Origin of the sequence: Paenibacillus athensensis (assembly GCF_004514475.2) — a bacterium.
Lineage (GTDB): Bacteria > Bacillota > Bacilli > Paenibacillales > NBRC-103111 > Paenibacillus_AL > Paenibacillus_AL athensensis.
This window is the reverse complement of sequence record NZ_MYFO02000016.1, coordinates 14,994-40,469: the sequence shown is the minus strand read 5'-3', so window position 1 is coordinate 40,469 and position 25,476 is coordinate 14,994. Positions and strand designations below refer to the sequence as shown.

The window sequence follows — 25,476 nt, the reverse complement described above, 5'->3', positions numbered from 1 at the left end:
TCGGCGTCTCTCGCTTTTCGTTTAAGGAAAAGGGGTTGGCCCAATGCTGGAGGAATTGCTGCTGTTTTTGCAAATTATGCTGATCAACATGGTGCTGAGCGGCGATAACGCGGTCGTCATCGCTCTGGCTAGCAAAAATCTGCCGCTGCGCGAGCGCAAGCGGGCGATCTGGTGGGGAGCGTTCGGCGCGATTGCGCTGCGGCTGGTGCTGACGCTCGTTGCGGTCAGTCTGCTGCAGGTGCCGTATTTGCAGGCTGCGGGGGCAGTGCTGCTCCTATGGATCGCCGTCAAGCTGCTGGCCGATGACGACAGCCATTCCCATGTAAAAGAAGCCTCAACGCTTGGCAAAGCGATCTGGACGATCATTGTCGCCGATTTTGTCATGAGTCTGGACAATGTGCTGGCAATTGCCGCCAAAGGCCACGGCAACCCGACCGTAATTATTCTCGGCATCGGGCTGAGCATTCCGATCATCATCTGGGGCAGCACGCTCGTGATGCGGCTGTTGACGCGTTTTCCGGTTCTGGTTTATCTGGGTGCGGGCATTCTGGGCTATACGGCAGGAGAGATGTTCGTGCAGGACGAAAAGATGATCGACTTGTTTTTATATCAATTTGAGTTTCTGCATGTTTGGCTGCCTGTGTGGTCGACGCTCCTGGTGGTGGTGGCCGGCTTTGGCGGCAAGTGGGTCAAAACGCTGCGCGCACGCACAGAGTAGCTGCCGTCCGCAGGAACGAACATCATGCATGTCGCCGGGCATTCGCTGTCCGGCGTTTTTTTGCATTCTCTTCCAAATACGCGGCGCATCCGATACAATGGGACTAGCGGCGATGAAACCTTTTCTCGCCCGTTTTCGTCTATTTGATGGATTTGTATCTTAACATGAAAAGGGAGTTGTCGGCGTGTACGTCAAGTTTCAGCGATTTTACAAAGCTTGCTTGAGCGGCTGTCTGGCGCTCGGGCTGCTGGGCGTCGGAGCGAGCGGCGTGGCAGCGGCGGCGGAGCCGCAGCTGCATATTGAGGCGCAGCCAGGTCTGGCCGCACCGAAAGTCAAAGAGGGAGCTTGGCTGCCGGTACGTTTTACGCTGAGCAATCCGGGAGCGGATCTGGAAGGTGATCTTGTCGTGCGAATCGGACGACAGGGGAGCGGCCAGCCCGATTTCAGCTACAAGCAGCATGTGGAGCTGCCGCAAGGCGGCGTCAAAACCGTTGCGATGCTGCTTCCGGGCATCGTATATACGAAAGAAAGCAATCATATCGCTTTTTATGAGCATTCAGTAGAAGACGGAAGCGAGGTCGCGGCTACGGGCGATACGGCGCTTGAAGTCAGCATGACGGCGCCGACGGCGCTGCAGGTAGGCGTGCTGGCGGCAGGCGCGGACACGCTGAATTTTTTGGCACTGCTGAACGCGGACAATCGGCAGGTCGACGTGCTGCATGTGCAGGCGGCTGATATGCCGGACAATGCGCTCGCATTGCACAATCTGGATGTGCTTGCGATCAATGATTTTGCGTCCGATACGTTGACGCCTGCGCAATTGCAAGCGATTGCCCGTTGGGTGGAGCAGGGCGGCGAGCTGCTGCTCGCCGGAGGCGCAGGCTTTCCGAAAACAGCGGGGCCGTTTGCCGGGTTGTCCCCGGTGACCTATACGGGTACGGCGGCTGTAACCGCGCTGACGGCGTTGGCCGAAGCCGGCGGCAAGCCGCTGAATTTGAGCGTGCCTTTTACCGTATCGCTCGCCAAGCCGGTGGCGGGAGCGCTGATCGACGTGCAGCAGGATGGGCAGCTGCTTGCCGCTCATCGTGCTTACGGGAGCGGTACGGTCGGCTATGTCGCTTACGACCTGGCGCTGGACCCGCTTGCTTCCTGGCCGGGCAATGCCGGGCTGTGGGAGCGGCTGCTCGCGGACCGACTGCCGAATGGCGCCAATAACGTTATCATCAACCGCATGGGTCCTTATCCGTCGTTTTGGCAGCTGGACAATGCGCTGGATTATTTCCCGCAGCTCAAGCCGCCTAAGCTGGGCGTGCTTTCGCTCGTGCTGCTCGCTTATGCGATCATCGTCGGGCCGCTGCTTTATTTGGTTTTGCGCAAGTGGGACAGGCGCGAATGGGCTTGGGTGGTCATTCCGGCGCTTGCCGTGCTGACCAGCATCGGCATTTTCCAGTTCGGCATTTCCAGCCGGGGCAGCATGCTGGCTCAGCAGCTGAATACGGTGGAGCTGAACGGAACGGGACAGGCGGTGCAGCGCACGGCACTGGCGCTGTTTGTGCCCAAGGGAGGTAGTCCGGAGCTTGGTCTGCCCGGCGTCGAGGCGGCGCAGCCGCTGTCGTCCGCCGCTACGGCTGCAGCGCAGCGGCTCGGCAGCTCTAACGGCTGGACGATGTCGACAAGCGGGACGGGCGCGTCCATCCAGCTTCACCGCGTGCCTTATTCATCGATCAGCAAAACGGTAACGGGTGAACGCACGCTGCCGGCGGCGGGAACGCTCGATTTTACGCTCAAGTCCTCGGCTCCCGACAAGCTGAGCGGCGTGGTGACGAACCATACGCAGCAGCAGCTGCTCAGCGTCGGGCTGCTGATCAATAACAAGTGGCTGCAAATCGGGGACCTGGCGCCCGGCGCTTCCGCCAATGTGGAAGCTTCCGGCGGCAGCTATGTCAGCGATCCTTCGTCGTTGGCCGACCTGATGTTCCCCTACGGAGTCATGCAGAATTCGGATACGAACGTGCGGGAGAAAGCGCTGTTGACCGATTATTTTTACAACAGGAACGCCGGAGCTTCGCTGATTCCTCCCGCCGTGTTCGGCTTTGTGCGGGAAAGCGGTTCGGATTTGACCGTGGACGGGCATCCGGTTCGCTCGGAGCAAATTTCCTTGTGGGTGCAGCCGGTAAGCTTGCAGTTTGCCGGTGAAGACGGACGTATTTTTATCCCTGGCACGGCGCTGGCTCCGATCATTACAAGCACGGAAATGACTGCGGGCGCGATCGATTATCAGGACGGACAGCGCGTCCATCTGAGCAGCGGTCAACTGATCTTCGAATACCGGCTGCCGCAGTTGCCGGGCGCCGAGTACAGCCGGCTGCAGCTGGAGTCCGAAAACAACAATGCGGTAACGCTGAAGCTGTGGAATGCGCAGACGGCTGCTTGGGAAGCTCTGGAGCCCGGAGCAAAGCTGGTTGTGGAAAATGACAAGCTGCAGCCTTTCATTCAGGAAGGCGTGCTCCGTATGCAGGCGGCTACAACGCAGCAGGACGTCTGGCTGACGTTCCCGGCGTTTTCATTGGAAGGAGCGGTGCAGCGATGATTGAGATCGATAATTTGACCAAGCGCTACGGCAGCTTTACAGCGTTGGATTCCCTGACCATGCATATTGGCAAAGGCACCGTATTTGGCTTCGTCGGACCTAACGGCGCGGGAAAGTCAACGACGATGGCGATCTTGGCCACGCTGCTGGCTCCGACGTCGGGCTCGGCCAAGGTCGGCGGATACGAGGTGACGGAGAAGCCCAAGGAGGTTCGCAAGCTGATCGGCTACATGCCGGATTTTTTCGGGGTATACGACAATTTCAAAACGACGGAATATCTGGACTTTTACGGCGCGAGCTACGGCATTCCGCGGGCGGAGCGGGTGAAGCTGATTCCGCAGCTGCTGGAGCTGGTCAATTTGACGGATAAAGCGGATTTTTACGTCGATACGCTGTCGCGCGGCATGAAGCAGCGGCTATGTCTGGCCCGCTGTCTCGTTCATGAGCCGGAGGTGCTCATTCTTGACGAGCCGGCATCGGGGCTTGACCCGCGGGCGCGCATCGAGATGCGGGAAATTCTCAAGGAATTGAAAGCGATGGGCAAGACGATCATCATTTCCTCGCACATTTTGCCCGAGCTGGCCGAGATGGTCGATGAAATCGGCGTGATTGAATACGGCAAGCTGATCGCCAAAGGGCGCGTCGACGACATCCAAAGCAGGATGAAGGCCAATCGCGTGCTGCATATCCGGCTGGACAGCCGCAGGGAAGAGGCTGCCGCCTATTTGCAGGGGCTGCCGCTGGTAAGCGGCGTGCAGGACGAAGGCAAAAGCCTGCAGGTGCATTTCGGCGGCGACGATGCTGCACAGGCGGCTCTGCTGACCGAGCTGATCGGCCAGGGCTTTGCCGTGATTGCGTTCAGCGAAGCGGCGACCAATCTGGAGGATGTATTTTTGGAAATTACGAAAGGAGGCGGCGCGCATGAACACTCGCAGGAAGCTGTGGATTAATCCCGTGCTGGAAAAAGAAATCCGCTTGCGCATGCGTTCGCTGCGCTCGCCGATCGCAATTTTCGCCTATTTGCTGGCGATCGGGCTGCTGGCTCTTGGCTTCGCCTACATCAATGTCGGCGGCGCGGGCAATGTGCTTAGCGCGACCAAGAGCAGCGAGCTGTTTTACTTTCTGAGCGGCGTGCAGCTCGTGCTGATTTCGTTTATGACGCCGGGGCTGACCGCGGGGACGATCAGCGGCGAGCGCGAAAAGCAGACGCTGAATATGCTGCTGACGACGCAGCAAAGCTCAAGCACGATTATTTTGAGCAAGCTGCTCGCTTCGCTAAGCTTCATGCTGCTGACGGTGCTGGCGACGATGCCGCTGTATAGCATTGTGTTTTTGTACGGCGGCGTCTCGCCGGGGCAGTTGATGGCGATTTTTGCTTTTTATTTGTTCGTGATGCTGACGATTGGCTCGGCAGGTATCTTTTTTTCCACGATGTTCAAAAAAACGGTTATTTCCGTCATTATCACTTACGGCTTTGTGCTGGTCATTTTCGGCTTTACGGCGCTGGCCGGGCTGTTTTTCGGCGAATTGGCCGGCAATTCGATGAACGAAGAGGTGCTCGGCTATTTCCTGAGCTTTAATCCGATGGTCGTGCTGCTCAGTCTGATGGTTCCCGATCTGGCCAAGGAATTTTTCCACAACCACCAGTATTTGCAGATGTGGCATATTTTCACGGTGTTTTATGCGTTGCTTTCTGCGCTCCTGCTGCTGTTCAGCGTGCGTTATTTGCGGCCTGTGCTGCGAAAAAGGAAGTAGGGTGGCGCTGCTGCCCGCTTGCTTGAACGGCTTGTTTCCGCTTGGCGGACGCACAGGGAGAACGCTGTAAGGCGCGGAAAATATGGCGCTAGCCGCGCGCCAATCTGCACGGGCTGTCGCGGAGCTGCAGTTACCTGCGGAGAACATGCAGCGGTCGGCGGCGAGCGGACCCGGCTCTAAGGCGGTGTTGATTGTTTGTCTGCTGATTGCTGCGGGCAGGAGGCAGGTCGAGGGCAGGTGGGAGGCAACAGGTCAACAGAAAGAGGAGGAAGGCGATATGGAGCGGCAGGAGGAGTGGAGCGGACGATTACGTCCGGTCATCCGGCGGATGCGCCAAGCCCGGGCGCTGCGTAACGGCTGGTGGGCGGTGATGGCCGGCTTGGGTGCCGCTTGTCTGGTGCTGGCGGCTGGACGACTGTGGCCGATTGCCGGCTACCGGAGCGCGGTTTGGATTTTGCCGGCGGTTGCGATTGTCGCAGGTCTTCTGCCGTCAGCTTTACGCCGCATTCCGCTGCAAGCGGCAGCTGCGCTCACGGATGCCAGCGGTTTGGAGGAGCGGTTGACTACGGCGCTGCGTTTTCGCGGGGATACGTCCGTGTTCGCCGAGCTTCAGCGGCGAGAAGCGGCGGAACGGCTTGAAGCGTGGCTGGCGCATGGCGGCTTGCAAGCGGCTTTGCCGCTCCAGCCCCCGCGGCGGCTGTGGCTGTCTGCCGCTACGCTTGCGGCGCTGCTGGGGCTCCTGCTGCTGCTGCCGAACGGGCAGGACGCGGCGCTGGCGCGCCGCCAGATGGATCAGGCGTGGATTGCTGAGCAGCAGCAGGTGGAACGGCTCGCTGCGGCGCTTGCGGCGCTGCCCTCGCCGGCCCCGGCCGTGCAGCGCATGGCCGGCGATTTGTCGCAGCTGGGGAAGCAATTGGCTCCCGATACAACGGGGCCGGAGGCGCTTGATCAGCTGGAAGCGGCGCTGCAGCGGCTGGACCAGGGCCTGAAGGACCTGGATAAGCAGCAGCTCGCGGCGCAGGCGTGGGCGGACTCGTGGCAGCGGACCGCGTTGCTGCGCGGCATTGGCGAGGCGCTCGCTCGCGGCGATGCCGCCGGGGTGCGCCGCGAGCTCGGCGGCGTTGCTGAGGCTGTGGCGGGCATGACGCCGCAGCAACAGCAGCTCGCCGACGAGCTCCGGCGGCTGGCCGCGTCGGCGGAAGCCGCGGCCCCGGGGCAGACCGCTGCCGGATTGGCCGGCGGTCTGGAGCAAGCCGCCGCTGCGTTAGCCGGCGGCGATACGGGCAGCGCGGCGGCGGCGCTGCAGGGCTTGACGGCGGCGCTTGGCGACGCCGCCGCAGGCCGGCTCGCGCTTGCGGAGCAGCGAGCCGTGGCCGGGCAGCAAGCTGCGGAGCTTGCTGCAGGAGCCGGCGTGCAAGGCGGGAGCGGAGCCGGCGCGCAGGGCGGAAGCGGAGCCGGCGCGCAAGGCGGAAGCGGAGCCAGCGCGCAGGGCGGAAGCGGAGCGGGCGCTCAGGGCGGAAGCGGAGCCGATGCGCCGGGCGGAAGCGGAGCCGGGGCTGGGACCGGCGCAGGCTCGCGCGGGCTGGTATCCACGCCGCGTGAACGCACGGCAGGAGGAGCCGATCCGGTTCTTGACAGCGGTCCGCTTGGCGGGGGCAGCGGCGGTACAACATCGCAGGCCGGCAGTGCGGCTGGCGTAGATGGCGGCTCGCGTCCGTATGAGGACGTGTATGCCGACTACGCTGCCGAGGCGTCATCTGCGCTGAACCGCTCCGAGCTTCCGCAAAACGTGCAAAATCTCGTTCGCGATTATTTTTTGCAAATACAGCCGCAGCGCTAGGATAGGGAGTTGGATGCAGATGGTGGATTCAAAAGCGGAGCTTGACGCCTGGGGAGCGGCGGTTGCGCGCATGCGCGAGCAGATCGGACGTGTGATCGTCGGTCAGCAGGAGGTGGTCGAGCAACTGCTCTGGTGTCTGTTGGCCGGCGGTCATGCGCTGCTGGAGGGCATTCCGGGGCTTGGGAAAACGATGCTGGTCAAAACGGTGGCCGATACCGTGGATTTAAGCTTTTCGCGCATTCAGTTTACGCCGGATTTGATGCCGGCCGATATTACCGGAACGAATGTGATCCGCTTTGGCAGCGGCAGCGAAACGTCGCATCGTTTTGAACAGGGACCGATTTTTGGCCATTTCGTGCTGGCGGATGAAATCAACCGGGCTACGCCCAAGACGCAAAGCGCCCTTTTGGAAGCGATGCAGGAGCAGACGGTTACGGTCGGGGCGGCGACGCATTCGCTGCCTGCGCCCTTTTTTGTACTGGCTACGCAAAATCCGCTGGAGCAGGAAGGGACGTACCCGCTGCCGGAAGCGCAGCTCGATCGTTTTTTGCTGAAAATTCTCGTCACCTTCCCCACAAAAGAGGAGTTAAAGGCGATTGTCAGCCGCACGACGGCGACCGAAGCTCCCCAAGCGGAGCCGGTGGCCGACGGCCCGCTGCTGCTGGCGATGCAGGCGGGACTCCGCGGCATGCTGGTGGCCGACGAGGTGTTGGATTACGCGGTGTCTCTGCTGCTGGCGACACATCCCGGAGGCGAGCGCGCTCCGGAAGCGGTCAACCGTTACGTGCGCTTCGGGCCCGGGCCGCGGGGTGCGCAAGCGATAATAGCAGTGGCTAAAGTGCGTGCCTTTATGGCCGGCCGATACCACGTGTCGCGCCAGGACGTGGCGGCTGTTGCGCTACCGGCGCTGCGGCACCGGGTCTTGCTGAATTTTGAAGGTCAGGCGATGGGGATTTCCGCTGACTCGATTGTGCAGGCCGCGATTGCGGCGCTGGAGGAAGCGCGATGAGCAGCGGGGCGGGATTGCTGGATCCCCGGCTGCTGGCCCGTCTGGACCTGCTTGGTATTGCTGCCAAAACGCGCATGCGCGGCGCGCAGATGGGCCGGCGGCGCTCGCGCGGACTCGGTTCTTCGCTCGAATTTGCCGATTATCGGCTCTACAGCCCCGGCGACGATCCGCGCCGGCTGGATTGGAATGCCTATGGCCGAACCGGCAAGCCGTTTATCAAGCTGTTCATGGACGAGCAGGAGCTGCAGGTGCATGTGTGGCTGGACGTATCGGCTTCGATGGGCTTTGGCGGAGCAAAAGAAGACGCACATACGCCGGAGAATCCGGCAATCGGCGGAAGCAAGTCCGGCGTACAGCCGTTAAGCAAGCTGGAATATGCCAAACGTCTGGCTGCGGCGATCGGCTATATGGCTTTGAATCGCTTCGACCGGGTCGGTGCGGCAAGCTTTACGGACCGCATCGAAAGCCGGCTTGCCCCGCTCAGGGGAAAGGGCGGCGCGCCGCGCCTTTTTGCGTTTCTGGAGCAATGTGCGCTGGCGGGCACCGGCGATGCGCTGTCGGTGTTCGGCCGTCCGGGGGCGTTGCCGGAAAAGCCGGGCATGACGTGGCTGTTTTCCGATTTCATGTATGAATCTGGCGTGCGCGAGGCGCTCAGTTATTTATTGGCGGCGCGGCAAGAGGTTGTCGTGGTGCAGGTGCTGGCGCGCGAGGAAGTAACGCCCTCCTTGAGCGGTGAATTGAAGCTGATTGACAGCGAAACCGGGCTAGGGAAAGAGGTTGCGCTCAGCGACAAGGTATTGAAGGCGTATAGCGAGGCGTTTGAGCATTTTACCGGCGAGCTGCGGGCTTTTTGCTTCGAGCGGGGGATCGCTTATGTATTGGCTGTGACCGATATGCCGCTGGAAGAGGTGCTGCTGAAGGAGCTGCGCAGGAGCGGCTTGCTCGGCTGAGCAGGCGGCAATTGCCGCGTTGCTGCGTTTGCGTGTGGACCAAGACGGTATGGGACAGTGTGAAAAGAGAGCGGTGACGCCGGGGGTGAATCATGGAATTCGCATCGCTAAGCAGCTTGTGGCTAGCTGTATCGCTGCCGCTGATCGTGATTTTATATTTATTGAAGCGTCGTTATGTGGATACGCCTGTCTCCAGCCATCTGCTATGGCGACGGGTGTTACGCGAGCAAGAAGCGAATCGGCCCTGGCAGCGGCTTCGCCGGCAATTGCTGGTTTGGCTGCAGCTGCTGGCGGCTGCGCTGCTTGTGTTGGCGCTGACCCAGCCGTCTGTAAGGACTGAGGGCCATGCCCGGGCGCACGTTTTGTTTGTTCTGGATGCTTCGGCGAGCATGCAAGCGGCTGCGGAATCGGCAAGCGCCGCCGACCGGCCGGAAGGGGAACGGCTGCCTGTGCCCAGCAGGCTGGAGCGCGCCAAAGAAGCGATTATTCGTTACGCGCAGGATGAAGCGGGTGGCAGCGAATATTCGCTGCTGCTGCTGCGCGGTCAGCCTGAGCTGGTTATGCAGCGGCAGGCGGGGATTGCCGATTTGCAAGCGGCGCTCGATAAGGCGCAACCGTTTTACGGACATGCGGCTTACCGCGAAACGCTTTCGCTGGCTTCGGCGCTGACGCGCGGAGACCGCACGGCCGAGGTGCGCGTGTATACGGATCAGCAATGGCCGGAAACGATGGACGGCTTGCGCTTTGATGTGCCGGTGCAGGTCGAGCGGATCGGCGGTGCGGCCGAGGGTAATGTCAGTATCGTGCAATTTGGCGTCAAGGCATCGGCGGCTTCATCCGCGCAAACGGCTTTGCCCTACACCGATGTGTCCGGGGAAGGTGGGACAACCGTTCAAGAGGCGGTGGCTGTGCTGAAAAATTGGGGGACAGCGCCAGCGACGTTCGATGCTGTCGTATATGCTGACGAGCATGCCGAAGCTCTGCAACGGGTGACGCTGCAGCCGGGCGAGCAGCAGCCGGTTTACTGGCAACGGCTGCGAGGCGCAGGAGTTTATCGGCTGGAGCTTGACGTTCGTGACGCTTATCTTGCGGATAACACGGCGTTTGCTTTCGCCGCTGCCAATGTCGAGCGCAAGCGGGCCGTTTATGCGGGCGCAGGAAATTTGTTTTTGGACAAAGCGCTTGCTTTGGCCGGTGTGGACGTGCTGCGGGCGGAAAAGGGCGCTGACGGGATTTACGGCGCACCCGCGTCGGGTTCACCCGATTTGATCGTGCTCGATGGCGTTGCGCCGGCCGAAGTGGCTGCTGCAGGCTGGCAGCGGCTTCTGGCCGCTACGCCGATTTGGGAATTTCCGGTGGCGGCTCCAGCGGCAGACACGAGCAGCGGGCCGGCCGATGCACCGTTTGAATTTAACGATCATCCCGTCAATCGCTATCTGCGGCTCGATGGCGTACACGTCGCTCAGCTTCAGCCGCTTGGCGCGAAGGCCGCCGGATGGAAGCCGCTTATATCGACCGGCGACGGGCGTCCGCTGGTCGTTGCCGGCGCTATGGCCGGTCAGCCGCGGCTGGAATTTGCCTTTGCGCTAACGCAAAGCGATTTGCCGCTGCGCGCGGAGTTTCCGGTTTTGGTGCAAAATGCCGTCACATGGCTGACAGCGCAAGCAGCCGGTTATTTGGGCCAGATGCTTGCGGGAGAGCGGTTGACGCTTGCCGTGCGGCCGGAAGCGGTGTCGGCGCAGTGGGTGTCCGCTTCGGGCGCTGCGTTGCCTGCTGAGGTCATTGACGGCGCGGTATCGCCGCAGCAAAACGCCCCGACAGAGCCCGGGCTCTACCGCTTTGTCGAGCGGGATGCAAGCGGAGCCGAGCTGCAGCAGCGCTGGCTCGCGGTCAGGACGGACCCGCGCGAGGCGGATGTGGACGCGAGATCGGCCTGGCCGCCGGCCGAGCCGGATGGCGAAACGGGAAGCCGGAGCGGAGCAGCACAGGGGGCGGACTCGGACGGGGAGCAGGCTGCACAGCAGCTTTTGGCAGCAAGTAAAAACGGCGTGCCTCTTGCTCCGTGGATCATTGCCGCGCTGCTGCTTGTTGTGCTTGTGGAATGGGAGGTGTATCGGCGTGGGCATACGATTTGACCGGGTCGAGGCGTTGCTGCTGCTGGCGCTGTTGCCGGCGTACATCTGGTGGCTGTGGACCAGACTGCACCGGCTGGAGCGCGGGCGCAAGCGATGGGCCGCTGCAGCTCGAACCTGCGTCTTGATTTTGCTCGTTCTGGCGTTGGCCGGTCCGTATTGGCAAACGCCGCTTGCGCAAAAAAACATCGTGTTTGCTGTGGATCGCTCGGCGAGTCTGAACACAGATGCGCAGGTCGGGCAATGGCTGCGCGCCGCGATGAAAGGCGGGGACGGCAAGGAACAATCGGCGGTTGTCTCCTTCGGCTTGAGCGCAGCGATTGAAAAGCCGCTGGACGCCCGCGGGCTAGACGCGTTTGGCTTCGACGCCCAAGTCAACGGCCAATTTACCAATGCCGCCGCGGGCTTGCAGTTGGCCGGAGCGCTGCTGCCGGGGGCAGGCCGAATCGTGCTGCTGTCGGACGGCGAGGAGAACGTTGGCGACCTGCTCAGTCAAGGCCGGCTGCTGCGCGATCGCGGCATTACTGTCGACGTATTGCCGCTCTTGGCGCGCGAAAAGCGCGACGCGGCGATCGAGGCGCTGCGCGTTCCGGAATCGCTGTATCAGGCAGAGGCCTATACGGCCGAGGTGGAGGTGCGCGCCACCGAAGCCGGGGATGCGGAGCTGCGCGTTTATGAGGACAAGCAGGAGATTGCCGTTCAGCAAATCCGGCTGGAGCAGGGGGACAACCGCTTTGCGATTCGTGCGCTGGCCAAGTCGCCTGGGCTGCATCGCTATCGGGCGGAAATTTACATGACCGGGGACGAGCAGGCTGCCAATAATACAAGCTACGCGTTCAGCACGGTCAAAGGACCGCCCAAGGTGCTGATTGTAGAAGGGAAAAGCGGCAGCTCGCGCAATGTGGAATCTGTTCTGCAGGCGGCGCTGATTCCTTTTGACACGGTTCGTCCTGAATTGCTGTCCAATGATTTTACGACTTATGCCGGTTATCAAAGCATCGTACTGAACAATGTGGGGGCGACGCAGCTGTCGCAGACCCACATGGAAATGATCGAGATGGCCGTGCGCGATTACGGTACGGGACTTGTTATGCTGGGCGGCGACAACAGCTTTGGCTTGGGCGGATATTTCCAGACGCCGATTGAGCGGGCGCTTCCGGTGTATATGGATTTACGGGGCAAAAGGCAGCTTCCGTCACTGGGAATCGTGCTGGTGATCGACAAGTCCGGGAGCATGAGCGGCGATAAAATGCAACTGGCCCAGGAAGCGGCTGCCCGTACTGTCGATTTGCTGCGCGACGGAGACAGCTTGGGCGTGCTCGGCTTCGATTCATCGCCGCTTTGGTATGTAGAGCCGCAAAAGCTGCAAAACGCCCAGAACCGTGCAGACGTGATTCAAAAAATTAACTCGATTCCGGCCGACGGCGGCACGGAAATCTATCCGGCGGTCAAGGCCGCTTATGACAAGCTGGCCGGCGTCGATGCCCAGCGCAAGCATGTCATTGTGCTGACGGACGGGCAATCGGCATCGGGCGGCAGCTATGAAGCGTTGGCCGAACAAATGAAGGCAACGAACGTCACGATGTCGACAGTCGCCATCGGAACGGACGCCGATCAGGCGCTGCTGGAGCGGCTGGCGAAGCTGGCCGGCGGGAGGTTTTATGCCGCGTCTGACCAGTCAACTGTACCGGCCATTTTCAGCCGCGAGGCGGTGCTGATATCAAGGACATACGTCGTAGACCGTCCAGTGACACCGGCGTTTAACGGCGCGCCGGATTTCAGCGGGGCTCTTGGCAGCGGGCTGCCGTTGCTGAACGGCTACGTCGCCACTACGCTTAAAGAGACGGCAGAAGCGGTGCTGACGAGCGCCGAGCCCGATCCGATTCTGGCGCGCTGGCAGTATGGAGCGGGTCGGGCAGCCGCGTGGACGAGCGATGTGAGCGGAGGCTGGTCGGCCCATTGGATCGGCTGGTCCGGTTTTCCGGCCGTAATCTCCCAAATGGTCAAATGGACGTTCCCGCAGTTTCAAGCGGAGCCGCTTGAGCTTGAGGCTCATTTGAACGGCGATGTGGTGACGCTTGATGCCCGAAGTGCCGGTGCAGACGGCGCGCAGGAGCTGAAGGCGCTGGTTACGGACGAATCGCTGAATGTGCGCGAGCTGCCCTTTACGCCAACGGCGCCCGGTGAATATACCCAGCAGCTATCTGTGGATAAGCCTGGGGTGTATATGGTGCGAACGGAATTGACACAGCCGGGAGCGCCGGGCGAAAAGCCGCTGCTGACCGGCAGTTCGACAACCGGCTTCGTCGTGCCCTATTCGCCGGAGTACCGGCTGCCGGATGGCCGGGGCTATGCCCGGCTGCAGCAGCTTGCGGCGCTGACCGGCGGCCGCGTGCTGGCGCCGGAGCGGCCGGAAGCGGCGCTGGCGTTCGCGGCTGCTTCCACGCAGCGCAGCTCGCCGCTGGAGTGGCCGCTGCTGGCTGCGGCGCTGGCGATGCTGCTCGTCGACATCGCGATTCGGCGCGTGCGCTGGCCGGCGAGCGCGCTGGCGGCGCTGGCCGCTCGCTGGCCGCTGGCGCGGCGCCGCCCGGCTGCGTCCGCGTCGGCTGCTGCGCCGGCTGCATCCGCCGCCGGGCCGCTGGGCCGCCTGCGCGAGCAGCGGGCGCGCGAAGCGGCCGCCCGTCGCGTGCCGCCGCCGGCATCCGCGCGGTCCGCGCCCGCGGTGCCACCGGCCGCTCCCGCAGCGCCCGCGCCGCCTGAGCCCGCGGCTCCATCGGCCGCGCCAGGCGCCCCGGCCCCAGCCTCGCCGCCCGCACCGCCAGCCTCGGCTCCGGCCTCGCCTGGCTTCGCGTCGCCGCCTTCCCCGCCGGATGCCGCCACGCCCGACGATGCCTCCGCGGCATCGCCGGGCGCCGCAGCTGCGGACGACGGCGCCGCGATGAGCCGTCTGCTCGCGGCCAAGCGCCGCAGCCGCAAATAGCGCTTGGCGCGTTCAACGCGGCATGCGGCGTCTTGGCGGGCGGCAAGCCGCTTACGCCGTTGCCGTTCCTGTCGCGGCGTTGCCCGCGTCGCAGAGCTCGGCCTGCGCGGCGTTGCCCGCGTCGCAGAGCTCGGCCTGCGCGGCGTCAGTCCCGGCTTGTGAAGCGCGTCTCAGGCTTGAGCGCCCGCCGCGCGTCGCCCGGACAGCACCATCGCTTGCGTGAGCCGGCACCGCTGTCCGCCCGCAGGCCGTTCTCGCACCCGCGTGGCCGCTGCTTCCAAAGCACCACCGTCCGCACGGGGCTGACAGCCGCCGTACAGACGGCACCGCGCTCGGGAGATCGCGCACCGCCGGCCTAAAGCGACGTGAGCTGCCTGCTCCCGGAACGGCTTGTCTTGCGCGGCCGTCGTCTGTCTGCGCGCCTAACTCACATGGCCGCCGCGCACCGCCCCCACCGGCGCAGCTGTCGCTCGCACCCTGCCCGACAGGCTCGTGCCGGTCAACGTGATTTTCGCCATTCTTCTGGCATTTTCAGAGCGAGTACGCTAAACTAGCAAGTAGAACGATGTCGAATCGCAGGGCGATTCGTGAAGTCAGGAGGCGAACTGATGGCTAGAAACAGCTATTCCGTAGGCGTGGTGCTGATCGGTCTTGCAGTTGTTCTGCTGCTGGGCAAGCTGGGTGTATTTCATTTTGTCGGCTCGATGCTGTGGCCGCTGTTTATTTTGGTGCCGGGGCTGCTGTTTCACGCGCTGTTTTTCGGGCGGATCTGGCCAGCCGGCGTGCTGGTGCCGGGCGGCATTTTAACGACATATGCGCTGATGTTTTTGTTTTGCAATTTTGTGGGCTGGGGCGCGATGAGCTATCTGTGGCCGGGCTTTATTCTCGGCGTCGCCGTCGGGCTGTACGAGTTCCATTTATTTGACCGCAACGCCGAGCGCGGGGTGCTGATTGCGGCCATGATTCTGGCGGCTGTGGCTGTCGGACTGTTCGGCATGACGCTGCTTTTCAAGCTTGGCGTATATGTGATTGTGCTGCTGCTTATACTCGCGGGCGTTTTCATGATTCTGCGCAAGCCGAAAATCTGGTGAAATTTCCGTCGTTTTTTCGGGTAAAAGTTGCGTAAACGGCTCTGAACGCCTTGCTTTTTAGCGGTTGCGCCAGTATAATGAATATTAATGTCAAGCGTCGGCGCTGTTGTCCGACGCTTCTTTTATGAAGAAGATTATAGACGAAAATCACGGGTAGAGAGGGTTTGAACACACATGCACGCAAGGGACAAAATCCGCAATATCGCGATTATCGCGCACGTCGACCACGGTAAAACGACGCTTGTCGACAAGCTGCTCCAGCAGTCGGGCGCATTTCGCGAGAACGAGGCGGTTCAAGAAAGAGCAATGGACTCGAACGACTTGGAACGGGAGCGCGGCATTACGATTTTGGCGAAAAATACAGCCATTAAGTATAAAGAGTTCTTGATCAACATCGTGGATACGCCAGGGCACGCCGATTTCGGCGGCGAAGTGGAACGGATTATGAAAATGGTTGACGGCGTATTGCTCGTCGTCGATGCGTTCGAAGGCACGATGCCGCAGACAAAATTCGTGCTGCGCAAGGCGTTGGAGCAGAACCTGACGCCGGTTGTTGTTGTCAACAAGATCGACCGTCCGAACGCACGTCCGGCTGAAGTCGTCGACGAAGTGCTCGATCTGTTCATCGAGCTGGGCGCCAACGACGAGCAGCTTGACTTCCCGGTCGTCTATGCGTCGGCGCTGCAAGGCACGTCGAGCCTGAACGCCGACACGCAAGACGCCAACATGGAAGCAATCTACGAAACGATCGTGCAGCACATTCCATCCCCGACGGAAGACGACAGCCAGCCGCTGCAATTCCTCGTGACGCTGATGGACTACAACGAATATTTGGGCCGCATCGGCGTAGGTCGCGTGAACCGCGGCAAAATCCGCCAAGGCCAGCCGGTTGCAGTCATTACGCGCGAAGGCCTTACCAAGCAAGCGAGAATCGAAAAGCTGTTCGGCTTCTCCGGTCTGAAACGGGTAGAAATCGAAGAGGCGGGCGCCGGCGACATCGTAGCGATTGCCGGCATTAAGGAAATCAACATCGGGGAAACGGTAGCCGACCCGGCCAATCCGGAGGCGCTGCCGGTGCTCAAGATCGACGAGCCGACGCTGCAAATGACGTTCCTCGTCAACAACAGCCCGTTCGCTGGCCGCGAGGGCAAATGGGTCACGTCGCGCAAGCTGCGCGAGCGCCTGTACAAAGAGCTGGAAACCGACGTCAGCTTGCGCGTGGAAGATACGGACAGCCCGGATGCATTTATCGTTTCCGGCCGCGGCGAGCTGCACTTGGGCATTTTGATCGAAAATATGCGCCGTGAAGGCTTTGAACTGCAGGTGTCCAAGCCGGAAGTCATCATTCGTGAAATCGACGGCAAAAAGATGGAGCCGATCGAACGCCTGATCATCGACGTGCCGGAAGAAAGCATGGGCGCGGTCATGGAGAGCCTTGGCACGCGCAAAGCGGAAATGGTTAACATGATCAACAACGGCAATGGCAACGTCCGTCTGGAATTCCTGATTCCGGCCCGCGGCCTGATCGGCTACCGCACGTATTTCCTGACACTGACGCGCGGCTACGGCATCATGAACCATGCCTACGACAGCTATGGTCCTTATCAGGGCGCAGGCGTAGGCGGCCGTCATGAAGGCGTGCTTGTTTCGAGCGAAACCGGCGTCTCGACGCTGTACGGTATTTTGTCGGTCGAAGACCGCGGCATTTTGTTCGTCAATCCGCAAACGGAAGTATACGAGGGCATGATCGTTGGCGAGCATACGCGCGACAACGACATCATCGTCAACATCTGTAAAGAAAAAGCCGTCAACAACATCCGTTCGGCCAACAAGGAAGAAACGGTCAAAATGAAAACGCCGCGTCTCTATTCGCTGGAGCAGGCGCTGGAATATTTGAATGACGACGAATATTGCGAAATCACGCCGAAATCGGTGCGTTTGCGCAAAAAGATTTTGAATAAAAGCGAGCGCGAGCGCGCAGAGAAGCACCGCAAAATGTCCGAAGCCGGCGTATAAGCCGCAAGGAATGCCTTGCGTCAGAAAGGGAAATGACGGCGTCTACAGCCGGCATTTCCCTTTCCCTATATCAGCGCGGCTGCGGCCGCTTGTGAAAGGTGAAGAACGATATGCTGACAGATTGGTTTAGCGATCATATTTACATCTCGTATCTGCTGATCTTTGTGTTTATGACCTATGTCTACAACAAGGTATTTCGGACCCGCAAGCTGCCTGTGCTCAAAGCGGCCGTCATCTATGTACTGCTGGCGATCGGCTCGGTGATGCTGCTCGTGTTCCAGATTGTCGGGCTGCCAATCATTTTGTGTCTGGCGGTAGCGGTATTTTTGATGCTGCTCGTTCGGGTGCGCTATTTTGTGGAAAAACGCAGCGGACGCAGGCCGTCCTGAGTGCGGCGGCGCGGGAAGCCCGCGGTTGATGGAATCACAAGCTGGTAGTAAAAAGGAGGCGTTGACGCGATGGCGCGATATTGGCTGACGCCGGTAACGGCGAAGGAGCCGCTGACGCTTGGCGGCGAGCGGCTGGTGTGCGAGCCGCAAGCGGAGCTGGAACGGCTGCGCGAGCAGCTCGCGAAGCTGCATCCGCGGCTGCTGCCGATGTTCAAAGCGAGCCTGCTGCCCGGCGACGAGGAAGCGGAGGCGTGCGGCGACGAAGCGGCGGAGCCCGATTGGGGCGGCGGGGACGATATCCGATTCGACGGCGTGTCGCTGATGCTTTCGCATTGCGCAGAGGCTTTTATCGACCGGCTCTTGTCGCCGCGCGAAGCGTTGACGCTGCTTGACGAAGCCGGAGCCGAAGGGGAGGAAGTATTCGTTTCTTCCGCCCGCTGGCTCGGCGTCATGCGGCAGTGGCTGGCTGCCGGCTGCGAGGTTATTTTGCTCAGAGAGGATGGATCGTTCTAGTGAAGCTGCAGGATGCACTGTATAACTGGCTGCAAATGCATATCGTGGCCGATGCGCGCCCCGAGGATGGGGCGGCGGCGGAAACGCTTGAATTTTTTGCGATCATTTTGCGCGAAGATCACGGTTTAACCCGCTTTTATGTCGATGGCAAGGATGACGACAACATTTATATCGCCTACGAGCAGGAGGGTGAGCTTCGCAAGCAGCCGTTCGATCGGGAGACGGCGGAAAAGCTGCTGGACGACATCAACTCCAACCCCAAATACAATCAGTGAGTGGCGGGCAAACCTCCGACATAACTTTTTCCAATTGCGGATACAATAAAGTATATCGGCTGGAAAAGGAGTGTAAGCATGAGGCCGAAAATGGGCTACATAACGGTGGAAGACGCCACCAACCTGTGCTATACTGAAGGCATAAGGTCGGTTCATCACTTACCTTGTAGGAGGCGCAAACGTCATGGCTGAACTCATCACAGCTTTACCGGAGCAGCTGTTCTCAGTCCTGCAGAAAGAGAAGTTTATGCTTCTGAACACGTTGGATGCGACTACCGGAGCGCCAAGCGTCCACGCGATTTCGTGGGTGTATGCGAAGGACCCGTCCACGCTGCGTTTTGCTGTTGATGCGCGATCCCGGATCGTGTCGAATCTGCAGCAGTTTGCCTCTGTTTCTCTGAGCTATATCGGCGCGGGCTCCGTTCATGTTGTAAGCGGACGTGCGCGCATGGTCGCGGAAGCGCTGGAAGGCGTTCCGTTCAAGCTGACTTGCGTCGATGTCGACATCGAGTCGGTGCAAGACGCCATGTTTTACGGCGCCCGGATTGTGTCTGAACCTGAATATGAGAAAACGTACGACGAGCGGGCTGCAGCCAAGCTGGATGCCCAAGTTTTCGATGCGATGAAAAAAGCCTAGGCCGGCTAATGATCCGGTCAGGCTTTTTGTTGGTTTTTGGCGGATTACAGGTTGGGGCTCGTTCCGGCTTGGCCTGCTTCCTGCGGCAGCGGATTCGCCGGCTGCTCTTGAATATCGCGAGGAAGCTGCGGCATGACGCGGCCGATAATGTCGGCCATCTGCTCGGCGAAGCCGGTCACAGGTCTTCCGGCCTTGACGTTGTCGCGGATGTTGCGCAGCCGCTGGTCCAGATCCATATCCGCCGTAACAATCGCATGTACGCCGTACGGGTCCTTATGCAGCGCTTCGGCTACCGAATATTTGATGGTGCCCAGCCGCGAACGATCGACATTCGGATGGACGTTGATTCCGACGACGGCTGTATTGCCGAAGATGACGCAATGAGCGCTTTCCACCTGTGGAATGCTGGCTGCAAGGTTCTCCAAACGCTCCGCAACCGCCGCGCGATCCTTGATTTCCAGCTTGGGCGGAGCGATTTGTTGCACTTGAATCTGATTCTGATTGGGCAAGGGAGAGGAGGCAGCACCATTTTTCGCCGTTTGGCTGCAGCCGCCCGCCAGCACGACCAGCAGCGGAAGCAGCACGTACATTCGTTTCACTCGAATCTCTCCTTTTTTGTTCCTGCTTTATGCGTTAGTTTGTTCAAAGCCGCTGTGGAGTATGCACAGCAAATGCTCTGACGCCAAATCCGGGAGGGGACCCACTATGAGAAAAATTTATGTGCTGGATACCAACGTACTGCTTCAGGACCCCAATGCGTTGTTTGCCTTCGCCGATAATGAAGTAGTCATTCCTGCCGTGGTGTTGGAAGAAATCGATTCGAAAAAACGAAATGCCGACGAATTGGGACGCAATGCCCGTCATGTGTCGCGGCTGCTGGACGGCTTTCGCGCCCGCGGTACGCTTTCCGAGGGCGTGGAGCTGGAGAGCGGCGGCAGCGTCAAGGTTGAGCTCAACCATCGCAGCTTCTCCAAGCTGCAGGAGACGTTCGCCGAGCTGACCAACGATAACCGGATTCTCGCCGTCGCTCTGAACTATCATCTGGAGGAGCAGGAAAAAGGCGAGCCCAAGCCGGTGATTATTGTCACCAAGGATACCCTGGTGCGCATCAAGGCCGATGTGCTGGGTTTAACGGCGCAGGACTATTTGACCGACCGCATTGTGTCTCAATCGGATATGTATACAGGCTGCCTCACGCTGCACGTTCACCCGTCGCTGATCGACGAATTTTATTCGTACCGGCATTTGAGCGTCAGCTCGTTGCAATTGGGCTGTTCGCTGCATCCTCATGAGTTTGTCATTATGAAAGATGAGCTGGGCACATCCAAATCGGCGCTGCTGAAGGTGAATGCCGACGGCAAGCGGCTGGAGCCGTTGTTCATGAGCAATGACCCGATCTGGGGCATCGCGGCGCGCAACGTTCAACAGCGCATGGCGCTGGAGCTGCTGCTGAACGACGAAATTCCGCTTGTGACGCTGACCGGCAAAGCGGGAACCGGCAAAACGCTGCTGACGCTTGCAGCGGGACTGATGAAAATTGAAGACGAACGCAAATACAAAAAGCTGCTGATCGCTCGTCCGGTCGTGCCGATGGGCAAAGATATCGGTTACCTGCCCGGCGAAAAGGACGAAAAGCTGCGTCCGTGGATGCAGCCGATCTACGATAATCTGGAATTCCTGTTCGATACCAAAAAACCGGGCGACATCGATAAAATTCTTGCCGGTCTCGGCAGCATTCAGGTCGAAGCGCTGACCTATATCCGCGGCCGTTCGATTCCGAGCCAGTTCATCATTATTGACGAGGCCCAGAACTTATCGAAACACGAAGTCAAAACGATTGTGTCGCGCGTCGGCGAAGGCAGTAAAATCGTCCTGCTGGGCGATCCCGACCAGATTGACCACCCATATCTCGACGCTTCAAGCAATGGCTTGACCTACGTCGTGGAACGCTTCAAGGAGCAGGGCGTCAGCGGTCACATTACGCTGGAACGCGGCGAACGCTCGAATCTGGCGCAGCTTGCAGCGGACTTGCTGTAAGCAGCTGGCGCTGCTCAACCGAACTTCGCTTTCGCCGGATCGGCGGGAGCGAAGTTTTTGTTGTATGATGGACCGAAGAGGACAGGAGCCAGACGATGGCAACGGAAAGAGAGGAGCAGACATGACTACAAGATCAACACGCTGGACGGCAGCGGATATCCCGTCCCAGACCGGACGCCGCGTCGTCATTACCGGAACAGGGGGACTCGGCTACGAGACGGCGCTGGCGCTGCTGCGGGCCGGAGCCGAGGTTACGCTGGCCGGCCGCAATGCCGGAAAGGGAGCGGAGGCTGTGCGCAGCTTGCGCGATGCGACAGGCTCGGCCCATATCTGCTTCGAAGAGCTGGATTTGGCTGACTTGGCTTCGGTACATGCTTTTGCGGAGCGGGAGCTGGGACGGCGGGACAAGCTTGATCTTTTGATCAACAATGCGGGTGTTATGACGCCGCCGCGTCGTCTGACGACCAAGGATGGGCTGGAGCTGCAGTGGGGCACGAACTTTATCGGGCATTTTGCTTTGACTGCCCGGCTTTTGCCGCTGCTGCGGCAAGGAGACCAGCCGCGCGTTATACATGTGAGCAGCATTGCCCATCGCAACGGGACGATTCACTTTGACGACCTGCAATCGGAGATAAGCTACAAGCCGATGGTGGCGTACAGCCAGTCCAAGCTGGCGAATTTGATGTTTGCGCTGGAGCTGCAGCGGCGCAGCGAAGCAGCCGGCTGGGGGGTGTCGAGCCTGGCCGCCCATCCCGGCATTGCCCGCACGGAGCTGCTGGCCAACGGCGCAGGGCGCTGGAGTCCGCTTACGTTGTCGCTGAAGCTGATGGGGCCGCTGATGTTCCAGACGCCGGCGCAAGGCGCGTTGCCTACCTTGTTCGCTGCCACTTCGCCTGCTGCGCAAGGCGGCGGATATTACGGCCCTGACGGCTATAATGAAGTCCGGGGCTATCCCGCTCCGGCGCGAATCGCGCCGCAGGCCGAGGATCGCGAATCGGCCCGGCGGCTGTGGGAAACTGCGGAACGGCAGGCAGGGCTGAGCTTTATATGAAGATTAGCAATCCATGAGAAACCGGACCTGCTTGCAGATGATAACCTATTGTCAAAGGGAGGCTGCATAATGGGACGAGTCATTTTGATGATGAATGTCACGCTGGATGGTTGCTGTGACCACACGCAGGTGATTGCGGATGAGGAGCTTCACCGATATACGGCGGACCTGATGGATCAGTCCGACGGCGGGCTTTTTGGACGTACAATTTATCAGCTCATGGAGAGCACTTGGCCGGCTATAGCGAGCAGCGGCGAAGGGCCAGAATTTCTGGTCGATTTTGCGCGCAAGCTTGATCGCAAGCCCAAATATGTGTTCTCGCGGACGCTGGATCACGTGTCGTGGCAGAATGCTTATTTGTTGAAGGGACCTGTTTCTGAAGAGGTGCCCAAGCTGACGGCAGAAGGGAAGACGCTGCTGGTGAACGGCGGTCCCGGCCTCGGCTCCACGCTGGCGCAACTGGGCTTGGTGGACGAGTACCACTTTCTGGTGCAGCCCATCGTTGCCGGACGCGGCCCCCAATTATTGGGGGGGATCAGTGGGCGAATGAAGCTCAAGCTGACCGAGACCAGAACCTTTGGCTCCGGCGTCGTATTGATGCGTTATGTACCCGCCGGTTGAGGGCTAGCCGGCTGCGGATAAAGCAAAAGATGCTTCCAAAACCACGATAACGCGGGGCTGGAAGCATCTTTTTCGTCTTGTGCGGGAGCTGAGCGGGAACTCGGAAGCTTTAGAAGGCTTCTGAACTCTTTCTGCTGCAAGTCAGAAACGCTTAGCGGACAAATACTAGCTCACAGCGGTAGGCGCGGGCAATGCCGCTCATCAGCGCATCCAACTGCCGGCTGACCGCATAAAGCTTCTCGCCGTCCTCGTCGGGAAAACGCGCCAGCAAATGCTCCTGCATTTGCATCACCGCTTGTCCGGCCTGCGTTGCGCCGTCGTCAGCGAAGCGGAATATGCGGACCTGATTGGCATACAAATAGCGGTTGGCCAGACGGCTTTCAAAGCCGTAATCACTGAACAGCACGGTCGTTTCCGCCGATTCCGGCAGCAGGAGCAGCGCTAGCGGCTCGGCCGGCACCTTGTAGCTGTCCATAATGTCCAGCGTCGTTTGCTGATCTTCCTCGGTGCCCAGCACAAGCAGCTCCTTGTCGCGGTCGAACAGGTTCGCTTTACCGGCCAGCGCCTTGACAATTTGCGCGTAAAAGCCGGGCAGCTTGTCGTCAGGCAAATCGATGCATACGCCCCATTTGATTTGCATACGTTGTTGATCTCCTTTTTCGTTATAGCAAAACCAGCTTGACGACCAGCTTGCCATTGTCCATCGTCACCGTGTCTACGTCTATAGCCGGAATAAACGCCTTGGGCTGAAACGCCAACGGGAAGCGGCTCATCAAATCCTGCACTGTCGTATCCGGCAGCTCATAACCGTCAAACAACATGCGGTTGACCTGAAACCGCACTTCATTCATCGACGGGCCTTTAATCAGCGCAAAGCTGCCGTGCAGCTCCAGCGTATGGCCGTCTTTGCCGCCGCTGGCCACCAGCTCGTTGGGCGCAAAGCGAAATTGCAGCGTCTGAAACAGCTCGCGGTTCGTCTGCTGCAAAAAGGCGTTGAAGTCGCTGTCGGTCAAGGTGAACACCGGATTCTTGAATGAACTCATATCCAGGCGGCTGCCGTCGGCGAGCAGCTTGGGCAGATCCATGAAAGCGACCGACAAGCCGTTAAAATATTGCTGGAACAGCGGCAGGCCCTGATGCTGCCACTGATCGTTTAACGCTTGAATCCGCTGCATGATCGCTTGCGCTTCCTTGTTTTCTGCAAGCTCGCGGTCCAGCTCGGCCTGCAGGCTCACCAGCCGCTCGCGCTGCTTCAGGTAGGCGACTTTGGTCATCTGCAGCGCGACGCGCGAGTCCTCCAAACCGGATTTCAGAGTTGTCAGCTGCTTGTACGATTCGGTATAAGCGTTCAACGCTTTCCGATCATTCGTTACGATCATTTGCAAATATTCAAAAAGCCGCAGCGCGTCTGCCAGCGAATTTGCTGAGAGCATCATCATCCACAGCGAGCTGCGGCTGCCCATATAATAGGCGCGCAATACGCCTCCGGCATGCTTGCGGGTGGCCTGGACCTTGGCGTCCTGCGCCGTTATGTCCAGCTCGGCTTGCCCGATCTGCGCGGCGATGGCTGCATCCTTGTCATTGAGACGCGCAACCTCGCGATCGATTTCAAAGATCGTCAACCCTTTTTGCACAAGCGCATTGGTTTCCGCGGACGGCGTGTCCGCTTCTTCCGCATAAGCGGCGGGAGGCAGGACGGCGAGCAGCAAGCCGATCAGCATGATATACAAGATTCCCCATCTCATGTGCCAGTTCTCCTCCTACGAACAGATTACCATAATCTTATTAAAAAAAGCAGAAAAAAATGCGCCCTCCGTTGGTGGAGGACGCATCGCAGATCAGTTGGCCGGCGCTTGCGCCTTGCCAAGCTGCTTGAGGATATCGTCGAAGTTTTTGATCGTGCCCGGTACTTCTTTGGTGAACGTCGGCGTCTGGTTGATGGCACCGAACGACTGATGCAGCTTGATGTGATTGTCGGCGCTTTGGCCTCCGGCGGGCGTCGTGGTGAACGCAACGTCAATCACTTGATCGCGGATAAAGCCCTGATCGTCGATCGCGAGGCTGATTTGCCCCGGCGCGTGCAGCTTGACCGCTCCGTCAGGCGCTTGCTTGAGCTGATCGGCTTTGGCGGTGGGCAGCAGTCCGTTGGTGGAGAGCGTGTCAATCAGTCCGGGCAGCTTGTTTTTCAGCTCGGCGTTGAGCGCCTCTTCGTTTTTGGCGGTAATATCGATGATGATCGATTGCGCAGCGGCTGTGCCGTCGGCCAGCTTTAATGGCTCTTTGGCTTCATTAAACCATTTGGCGTCCAGATCGGTGAGCAGGAGACGTCCCAACTCGACGCCGACGCCGGAGCTGTTTTTCAGACTGTCGACGGTAATCGGACTTTTGCCCGATGCGCTCATCTGCTGCAAATCCACCATATAGTATTCGTCCGCTGTCTTGTTCAAGGCTGGCATATTGAAATACAATTTGCTATCTTTAATGAGGACAGGGATGGCGATGGGAGATGTGCTGCCTTTTGGCGTGATCGTCAGATCGCTTTCGTATTGCAGCGGCTCCAGCGTGGCTGCGCCCGACCAGTCGATGGTGCTTTCCCGCAGCATCGCCAGCAAGCCGCCGGTCAGCAGGTTCGGCGAGTTCAACAGCTTGTCGCTGAGGCCAAGCTCGGCGCTTCCCTTGAAGGTGTAAGCTTTCATAGATTGCTGCTTATCGAGTGCCTGGGTGACGGAATCCTTCAGCTTTGTATGATCGGTGCAGCCGGTCAGCGTAACGAGTCCGATAGCGGCGGCTGCCGTCAGAGGCATCCATTTTTTCAACATGTGCGTAATCGCTCCTTCCATAAACCATTCTTATTATAAAGGTTTCACCGTCG

General features: G+C 59.9%; 22 protein-coding genes. 18 read left to right on the top strand and 4 right to left on the bottom strand.

The features are described 5' to 3' along the window. The first annotated feature begins 43 nt into the window (after positions 1-43). From B5M42_RS22315 to B5M42_RS22245, 15 genes are all read left to right on the top strand, one after another. Positions 44-718, top strand: coding sequence for a TerC family protein (locus tag B5M42_RS22315; protein WP_134756643.1), 675 nt, complete (start codon positions 44-46; stop codon positions 716-718). 184 nt (positions 719-902) lie between these two features. Next, positions 903-3,308 carry a hypothetical protein gene (locus B5M42_RS22310; RefSeq protein WP_134756645.1) on the top strand — a complete coding sequence of 802 codons (2,406 nt, stop codon included), beginning with the start codon at positions 903-905 and terminating at the stop codon, positions 3,306-3,308. Beyond that, positions 3,305-4,258 (top strand): ABC transporter ATP-binding protein, encoded by a 954-nt coding sequence (locus tag B5M42_RS22305; protein ID WP_134756647.1) that lies wholly within the window; start codon positions 3,305-3,307, stop codon positions 4,256-4,258. Before B5M42_RS22310 ends, B5M42_RS22305 begins: the two co-directional genes overlap by 4 nt. Next, positions 4,230-5,063, top strand: a complete 834-nt coding sequence (locus B5M42_RS22300) for an ABC transporter permease (RefSeq protein ID WP_134756649.1) — start codon at positions 4,230-4,232, stop codon at positions 5,061-5,063. Before B5M42_RS22305 ends, B5M42_RS22300 begins: the two co-directional genes overlap by 29 nt. Before the next feature lie 82 nt (positions 5,064-5,145). Beyond that, entirely contained in the window at positions 5,146-6,903 is a 1,758-nt protein-coding gene (locus tag B5M42_RS22295) for a hypothetical protein (protein ID WP_134756651.1), read from the top strand. 19 nt (positions 6,904-6,922) lie between these two features. Continuing rightward, positions 6,923-7,912: an AAA family ATPase gene (locus tag B5M42_RS22290; protein WP_134756653.1), complete on the top strand. Its 990-nt coding sequence runs from the start codon at positions 6,923-6,925 to the stop codon at positions 7,910-7,912. Continuing rightward, the gene (locus B5M42_RS22285) at positions 7,909-8,862 is read left to right on the top strand and encodes a DUF58 domain-containing protein (RefSeq protein WP_134756655.1); all 954 of its coding nucleotides are present in this window, start codon (positions 7,909-7,911) and stop codon (positions 8,860-8,862) included. The genes B5M42_RS22290 and B5M42_RS22285 overlap by 4 nt, the downstream gene beginning before the upstream one ends. A gap of 92 nt (positions 8,863-8,954) precedes the next feature. Next, the gene (locus tag B5M42_RS22280) at positions 8,955-10,997 is read left to right on the top strand and encodes a vWA domain-containing protein (RefSeq protein ID WP_134756657.1); all 2,043 of its coding nucleotides are present in this window, start codon (positions 8,955-8,957) and stop codon (positions 10,995-10,997) included. Continuing rightward, positions 10,981-13,974 (top strand): VWA domain-containing protein, encoded by a 2,994-nt coding sequence (locus tag B5M42_RS25625; RefSeq protein WP_230633141.1) that lies wholly within the window; start codon positions 10,981-10,983, stop codon positions 13,972-13,974. Before B5M42_RS22280 ends, B5M42_RS25625 begins: the two co-directional genes overlap by 17 nt. 608 nt (positions 13,975-14,582) lie before the next feature. Beyond that, positions 14,583-15,065: a hypothetical protein gene (locus B5M42_RS22270; protein WP_134757264.1), complete on the top strand. Its 483-nt coding sequence runs from the start codon at positions 14,583-14,585 to the stop codon at positions 15,063-15,065. A gap of 174 nt (positions 15,066-15,239) precedes the next feature. Then, positions 15,240-17,081: a translational GTPase TypA gene (typA, locus tag B5M42_RS22265; RefSeq protein ID WP_134757266.1), complete on the top strand. Its 1,842-nt coding sequence runs from the start codon at positions 15,240-15,242 to the stop codon at positions 17,079-17,081. A gap of 113 nt (positions 17,082-17,194) precedes the next feature. After that, positions 17,195-17,470 carry a YlaH-like family protein gene (locus tag B5M42_RS22260; protein ID WP_134757307.1) on the top strand — a complete coding sequence of 92 codons (276 nt, stop codon included), beginning with the start codon at positions 17,195-17,197 and terminating at the stop codon, positions 17,468-17,470. A gap of 69 nt (positions 17,471-17,539) precedes the next feature. Beyond that, on the top strand, positions 17,540-17,983 hold the full coding sequence (locus B5M42_RS22255) for a hypothetical protein (protein WP_134757268.1): 444 nt from the start codon (positions 17,540-17,542) through the stop codon (positions 17,981-17,983). Next, positions 17,983-18,258 (top strand): hypothetical protein, encoded by a 276-nt coding sequence (locus B5M42_RS22250; protein WP_134757269.1) that lies wholly within the window; start codon positions 17,983-17,985, stop codon positions 18,256-18,258. Before B5M42_RS22255 ends, B5M42_RS22250 begins: the two co-directional genes overlap by 1 nt. 184 nt (positions 18,259-18,442) lie before the next feature. Further along, positions 18,443-18,895 (top strand): pyridoxamine 5'-phosphate oxidase family protein, encoded by a 453-nt coding sequence (locus B5M42_RS22245; RefSeq protein ID WP_134757271.1) that lies wholly within the window; start codon positions 18,443-18,445, stop codon positions 18,893-18,895. A 44-nt stretch (positions 18,896-18,939) separates the two neighbouring features. On the opposite strand, the gene B5M42_RS22240 is transcribed toward B5M42_RS22245, so the two are convergent. After that, positions 18,940-19,485: a YhcN/YlaJ family sporulation lipoprotein gene (locus B5M42_RS22240; RefSeq protein ID WP_134757309.1), complete on the bottom strand. Its 546-nt coding sequence runs from the start codon at positions 19,483-19,485 to the stop codon at positions 18,940-18,942. Between the two features lie 115 nt (positions 19,486-19,600). Here B5M42_RS22240 and B5M42_RS22235 point away from each other — a divergent pair, with 115 nt between their 5' ends. The 3 genes from B5M42_RS22235 (at position 19,601) to B5M42_RS22225 (ending at position 22,604) form a co-directional block, all read left to right on the top strand. Continuing rightward, positions 19,601-20,932: a PhoH family protein gene (locus tag B5M42_RS22235; protein ID WP_134757273.1), complete on the top strand. Its 1,332-nt coding sequence runs from the start codon at positions 19,601-19,603 to the stop codon at positions 20,930-20,932. Between the two features lie 121 nt (positions 20,933-21,053). Continuing rightward, complete coding sequence (locus B5M42_RS22230; RefSeq protein WP_134757275.1) at positions 21,054-21,983, top strand: oxidoreductase; 930 nt, start codon at positions 21,054-21,056, stop codon at positions 21,981-21,983. 69 nt (positions 21,984-22,052) lie between these two features. Then, positions 22,053-22,604 (top strand): dihydrofolate reductase family protein, encoded by a 552-nt coding sequence (locus tag B5M42_RS22225; RefSeq protein ID WP_134757277.1) that lies wholly within the window; start codon positions 22,053-22,055, stop codon positions 22,602-22,604. A 151-nt stretch (positions 22,605-22,755) separates the two neighbouring features. Here the strand turns inward: B5M42_RS22225 and B5M42_RS22220 are convergent, their stop codons facing one another. The 3 genes from B5M42_RS22220 to B5M42_RS22210 form a co-directional block, all read right to left on the bottom strand. Then, positions 22,756-23,244 carry a hypothetical protein gene (locus B5M42_RS22220; protein WP_134757279.1) on the bottom strand — a complete coding sequence of 163 codons (489 nt, stop codon included), beginning with the start codon at positions 23,242-23,244 and terminating at the stop codon, positions 22,756-22,758. A gap of 22 nt (positions 23,245-23,266) precedes the next feature. Continuing rightward, the gene (locus B5M42_RS22215; RefSeq protein WP_134757281.1) at positions 23,267-24,349 is read right to left on the bottom strand and encodes a coiled-coil domain-containing protein; all 1,083 of its coding nucleotides are present in this window, start codon (positions 24,347-24,349) and stop codon (positions 23,267-23,269) included. Positions 24,350-24,442: 93 nt separating this feature from the next. After that, on the bottom strand, positions 24,443-25,423 hold the full coding sequence (locus B5M42_RS22210) for a hypothetical protein (protein ID WP_134757283.1): 981 nt from the start codon (positions 25,421-25,423) through the stop codon (positions 24,443-24,445). Between the last annotated feature and the right edge of the window lie 53 nt (positions 25,424-25,476).